The following is a 4,976-nucleotide window of genomic DNA, read 5'->3' on the forward strand; positions in this document are numbered from 1 at the left end:
GCCCCCAACAACCGCGGACGATCTCAAGCGCCTGCATGCTGGTGAGGCCTCCGATTTCAGGCGTGCCGGTGCCTTGAGCGAATGCTGGATCAAGCGAGTCGATGTCGAAGGTGATGTAGACCGGCCCGCTGCCCATATGGGCGCGAACTTCATCCATCAGCGGAACGAGCGAGCGATGCCAAAGCTCATCGGCCTGGTAGACTTTGAACCCTTGCCGGCGTGGCCAGTCGAAATCCTCGGCGGCGTACCCGGTACCACGCAGGCCTATTTGAATGGTGCGGCGCGCGTTGATGAGACCTTCCTCGACAGCACGGCGGAAAGGTGTCCCGTGCGCGATATCCTCGCCGAACATGGTGTCGTTGATGTCGGCATGCGCATCGACATGAATGAGGCCGACGGGACCGTGTTTCTTGGCCATCGCACGCAGGATGGGTAGCGTCATGGTGTGATCGCCGCCGAGTGAAAGAGGCTTGCACCCATGAGAAAGGATATCGGAGATGCCGCGTTCGATCGCATCGACCGACTTGAGCAGGTTATATGGGTTCGTCGCAATGTCGCCCACATCGGCAACCCGAAGAGAGTCGAATGGCGCAGCGCGCGTGGCCATGTTGTAAGGGCGCAGCAGGACCGATTCGGCGCGAATTTGCCTCGGACCGAAACGGGTTCCGCTTCGGTTGCTGGTGCCGATATCGAGCGGCACGCCGACAAAGCAGGCGTCCAGACCGGATGCCGTCCGGGCGTATGGCAGACGCATCATCGTGGCGATGCCCCCAAAACGCGGCATGTCGTTGCCGCTAAGCGGCTGGTTTAAAGACCCATTCATCAAAATCACCCTGTCTTCTTTCGCGTATTCTCAGGCAGCCGAGCCACGAGCCAGCGGCTCCCCGCATTGGCTTGAGCTTCGACGGGACGCGGGTCACCTTCAAGGGGAGCTTTCCCAACAACACTTGGACGAGCGTCAATGTAAGGAGAGGCACGTCAATCATTCGGTTTCATCAACTTAACCATTGAATCTCCGATGTGTGTGTCGATGCCGGGGCTCGCTAACCTGCGTCCATCTCTGACCTCCCAACCTCTATCGCAGGTATCGATATGACCGTGGTCCTTTCCTTCCAAACGCCCGCTGGCCCGGTCTCTGCGACCATCCGGCGCGTGCTCGCTGCAGGCTACACAGGGCGAACGCGCCACCTCGTTGAAGCTCACATTGAGGAACTGAAGGAGATCGGCATTCCGGCGCCGCCACATGTACCCATGCTGTTTCCGATCATACCGGGGCTGCTGTCGCAATCGACGGAGACGCAGGTACTTGGTTCAGACACGTCGCCTGAGGTCGAGTATGTCGTTTTCCGCCAAGGCGGACGTGACTATGTCACGGTCGGCAGCGACCAGACTGATTCTGTCATGGAGGCACAGAACGCGCCAATGGCGAAGAACATGTGTCTGAAATCAATCGCGCCGGACGCCTGGCCCCTGGAAGAGGTCCTCGATCACTGGGACAGTCTGGAGCTGTCGCTTGTCTGCGACGGCAATCTCATGCAGCAGGGCAAGGTCGAGCAGATGATGAGGCCTGCCGAGCTGCAGGAGTTCGTTTCTGAACACGACGGCCACGAGCACGAGGGTCGAATGATCTTTTCAGGCACGCTGGAGATGAATGGTCGCTGCCCGCGTGAGAGGGCCGAAATGACCATAAAGCTCCATGACCCTGTGCTCGAGCGCGCGATCGTCCATCGCTATACTGTAGAGCCTACGTTCCCGTTCTTTTGAGCTACCCCAGCAACCAGTGCCAAGACCCTGTCGGCCCATGGGTCAACCACGTCGCCACCGCGCGGCGGGAGCACCGCCGACCTCTATGTAATCACCCCAATCAGTAGTACTCTCGATGGAGCCATCCTCGCGGGCGCCGCTTCCCATTTTCTGCCTAAGAGCTAGGCGGGAACTGCCGACCTTTTAAGCATCGGTTTTTAAACGAATATTTTCTTGACGAACATCCTGAGTTAGCATTCACTGCCGTCGGGGAACCAAACGCGCCAGCCGATAATCATGCAACAATGGCTGGTGCAAAAATAGAGATCCGGTCCTTGGTAATGTTGAAGGGGCCAGCCGCATTGAAGCGGTGCGGAAATGTCCCGGAGGCGAAATCCTTCATCGACTTCGCAAGGTCTGCTGAAAGCCGCCAAGAGAACGGCGTCAGCGAGTGAGTGGGAAGCCGAAAGGGGCAGTGTATCCACTCTGAAACGGTTCCCTCTTAGTCATACCGGCTCCTCTTCGAGCCCGGGTTTGGAAAAAAGAGGTGAACATGGTCAACATCGCCAACGTCGATCTCCGCTTGCTTCGCGTCTTCATCACGGTGGTGAAATGCAACGGTTTTTCCGCGGCGCAGGCCGAGCTCAACATCAGCCAGTCGACGATAAGCAACCACATGATCGCCCTGGAGGAGCGCCTTCGCCTCAAACTCTGCCAACGGGGGAGGTCCGGCTTCGAACTGACCGATCATGGACGAATCGTCTTTGAGGCTTCCACGCGCCTTTTCGAAGCCCTTGAGGAATTCAGCTGCGAAACGGAGTCGCTTCATTCGGTTCTGACTGGCAGTCTGCGGATTGGCGTCGTGGATAACACGGTGACGGATTCGCATTCGGCGGTCTCGGCCGCTTTCCGACGATTCTGCGCCAGACCCAACAATGTGAATGTGCAACTTGTTGTGGACAGTCCTCCGTCTCTTCAAAAACGGCTGGTGGAAAGGCAGATCGATCTTGCGATCTTCGGTTTCGTCCCACGGCTGTCCAACCTGCGCTACCAGAACCTCTATGCAGAAACGAGCACGCTGTTCTGTGGCCAGGGACATCCCCTGTTCGACGTGAGCGAGGACGACCTCTCTTTGGATGTGCTGCGCGACTACGCGTTTGCCAGCCGGTCCTATTGGTGCAATCAGGATCTGGAACGCATCGGAATGTGCAAAAGCACGGCCTCGGTCGAGCAGGTCGAAGCCCAGCTCATTCTGGTGCTGTCGGGTGCGTATCTTGCCTACCTGCCGACCCACTACGCCCAGACCTGGGTGGACAAGGGGCTGTTGCGCCCGCTGCTCCCAGACAAGACGTCATATGCGGTGCGGTTCACTATGGCTACCCGCAAAGGCGTCCGCACAACGCCAACTTTGAAGGCGTTCATTCAGGATCTTTACACTTCAGTCGGCGGCCGCAGGGAAGAAAGGGCAGAATCGTTCGAGTTGCCGGCGTTGGCGTCGTGGCAACCCCGCCGGCAGGCGAAAGATCATGTAGTTGCCCTCAACTAGGGCTAGCCTGAGCACCTCAGTGCGCGTGTCCGAGATAGGCGTCGCGCACCCGTTCGTCGCTGATGAGATCGGCGCAATAACCGGAAAGGGTTATTGACCCAGCCTCCATGACGTAGGCCCTCTGTGCCAGTTCGAGCGCCAGGAAGGCATTCTGCTCGACAATCAACAGCGAAACACCTCGACCGGCAATGGCGGTGATCGCTCCGTAGATGACGTCGATCATCCGGGGTGCCAGGCCCATACTCGGCTCATCGAGGAAAAGCATTCGCGGTTTGGCCATCAGTCCGCGGCCGATGGCCAGCATCTGCTGCTCGCCGCCAGAGAGCGTACCAGCCGCCTGATCCCGGCGTTCGGCTAGTCGGGGAAACAGGTCAAACACGCCCGCCAGATCCTGCTCGAGTTCCTGGCGCGATATTTTTCGGCAAAATGTTCCCAACTTCAGATTTTCTACGACTGTCAGACGTCCGAACACCCTGCGGCCCTCCGGAACTTGTACCAGCCCAAGCGCAGGCAGTTGATGCGCCTGCAGCGGGACGATGTCCGCTCCGTTGAATGCGATTTGTCCCCTGCCGCAGCCACGCAAGCGGCAGATCGAATTGATCAGGCTGCTCTTGCCGGCGCCATTGGCGCCGATTAGCGTCACCACCTCCCCCTGACCGATCTCCAACGCGGCGTCCCGGACCGCTGCAATCTGGCCGTAATGAACGTCGACCCCACCGACAGACAATAGCGTCATGCGTGAGTTCCCGTCCCAAGCGCGCGCTCCGCGGTTCGTCCTCCAAGATATGCCCTGAGAACTTCGGGGTTCTGCCGTACCTCCGACGGTTCTCCGCTGACGATTTTGCGGCCGTACTCCAAGACGGTGACATAATTGGAGATATCCATCACCAGCCTCATTTGATGTTCGATCAGAAGGATGCCTACGCCAAACTTCGAGGGCAGTTCAGCAATGAAATCCGACAGCCGCGCCGTTTCCTGGGGGTTCATGCCGGCGGCGGGCTCGTCTAGCAGAAGCAATTTGGGTCGTGTCGCCAGGGCGCGGGCAATCTCTAGCCGCCTCTGGTCGCCATATGAGAGAGTCCGGGCCAATCTTTGCGCGTGCGGCGCTATCCCGACGGCATCGAGCAGTCGCAATGCTTCCTCGCGGGCGGTCCTTTCCGCGCCAAGCGCGGAAGGAAGGCAAAGTAATGTCGGCAATAGCCCCCGAACCACACCGGGGCGCGCCTCCTCGGCGATCAGAACATTGTCGAGCACGCTCACCGAGCCGAACAGACGAACGTTCTGAAAAGTGCGGGCTATGCCTTGGCGTGCAATGACATGAGGCGGCTGACCGTCAATGCGGCTTCCGTCCAGATGGATGGTGCCGGATGACAGACGAGCAACTCCCGTGATGGCATTGAAAAGCGTCGTCTTGCCGGCGCCGTTCGGTCCGATCACACTGTGGATGGTCCCGGCGTCGACCTCCATGGAAATGTCGGAGAGAGCTTGGAGACCGCCATACCGAATGGACACGTTTAGCAATCGCAGCATCTCAGCCATGCCTCGCGGAAAGGGGAGCTGGCCAGAGGCCCTGGGGACGAACGCGCATCACCAGGATGAGCACGAAACCGTAGAACAGATAGCGGTATTCTCCGAACTCGCGCAGGAATTCCGGCAGGCCAATCAGGATGAAGCTGCCGACGAAGAC

General features: G+C 59.0%; 5 protein-coding genes. 2 read left to right on the forward strand and 3 right to left on the reverse strand.

The window, feature by feature from the left end; genetic code table 11:
* The coding region (gene speB / locus EOA27_RS21700) for an agmatinase (protein WP_127257127.1) at positions 1–823 on the reverse strand (823 nt) is incomplete at its 3' end.
* A 269-nt stretch (positions 824–1,092) separates the two neighbouring features.
* Here speB and EOA27_RS21705 point away from each other — a divergent pair.
* Both EOA27_RS21705 and EOA27_RS21710 read left to right on the forward strand, forming a co-directional pair.
* Positions 1,093–1,764 (forward strand): DUF2848 family protein, encoded by a 672-nt coding sequence (locus EOA27_RS21705; RefSeq protein ID WP_127257119.1) that lies wholly within the window; start codon positions 1,093–1,095, stop codon positions 1,762–1,764.
* Between the two features lie 532 nt (positions 1,765–2,296).
* Positions 2,297–3,289, forward strand: coding sequence for a LysR family transcriptional regulator (locus EOA27_RS21710; protein WP_127257122.1), 993 nt, complete (start codon positions 2,297–2,299; stop codon positions 3,287–3,289).
* Between the two features lie 16 nt (positions 3,290–3,305).
* Here EOA27_RS21710 and EOA27_RS21715 read toward each other — a convergent pair whose 3' ends face one another.
* The gene (locus EOA27_RS21715) at positions 3,306–4,025 is read right to left on the reverse strand and encodes an ABC transporter ATP-binding protein (RefSeq protein ID WP_127257125.1); all 720 of its coding nucleotides are present in this window, start codon (positions 4,023–4,025) and stop codon (positions 3,306–3,308) included.
* Entirely contained in the window at positions 4,022–4,828 is an 807-nt protein-coding gene (locus EOA27_RS21720) for an ABC transporter ATP-binding protein (protein WP_126079573.1), read from the reverse strand. The genes EOA27_RS21715 and EOA27_RS21720 overlap by 4 nt, the downstream gene beginning before the upstream one ends.
* Between the last annotated feature and the right edge of the window lie 148 nt (positions 4,829–4,976).

This window comes from Mesorhizobium sp. M2A.F.Ca.ET.037.01.1.1 (genome assembly GCF_003998075.1).
In the GTDB taxonomy this organism is placed as follows: Bacteria; Pseudomonadota; Alphaproteobacteria; order Rhizobiales; family Rhizobiaceae; genus Mesorhizobium.

What these genes read in the sequence shown, in the direction of transcription:
- EOA27_RS21710 (WP_127257122.1), top strand. Translation starts at nt 2,297, where the DNA reads ATGGTCAACATCGCCAACGTCGATCTCCGCTTGCTTCGCGTCTTCATC.
- EOA27_RS21720 (WP_126079573.1), bottom strand. Translation starts at nt 4,828, where the DNA reads ATGGCTGAGATGCTGCGATTGCTAAACGTGTCCATTCGGTATGGCGGT.
- EOA27_RS21705 (WP_127257119.1), top strand. Translation starts at nt 1,093, where the DNA reads ATGACCGTGGTCCTTTCCTTCCAAACGCCCGCTGGCCCGGTCTCTGCG.
- EOA27_RS21715 (WP_127257125.1), bottom strand. Translation starts at nt 4,025, where the DNA reads ATGACGCTATTGTCTGTCGGTGGGGTCGACGTTCATTACGGCCAGATT.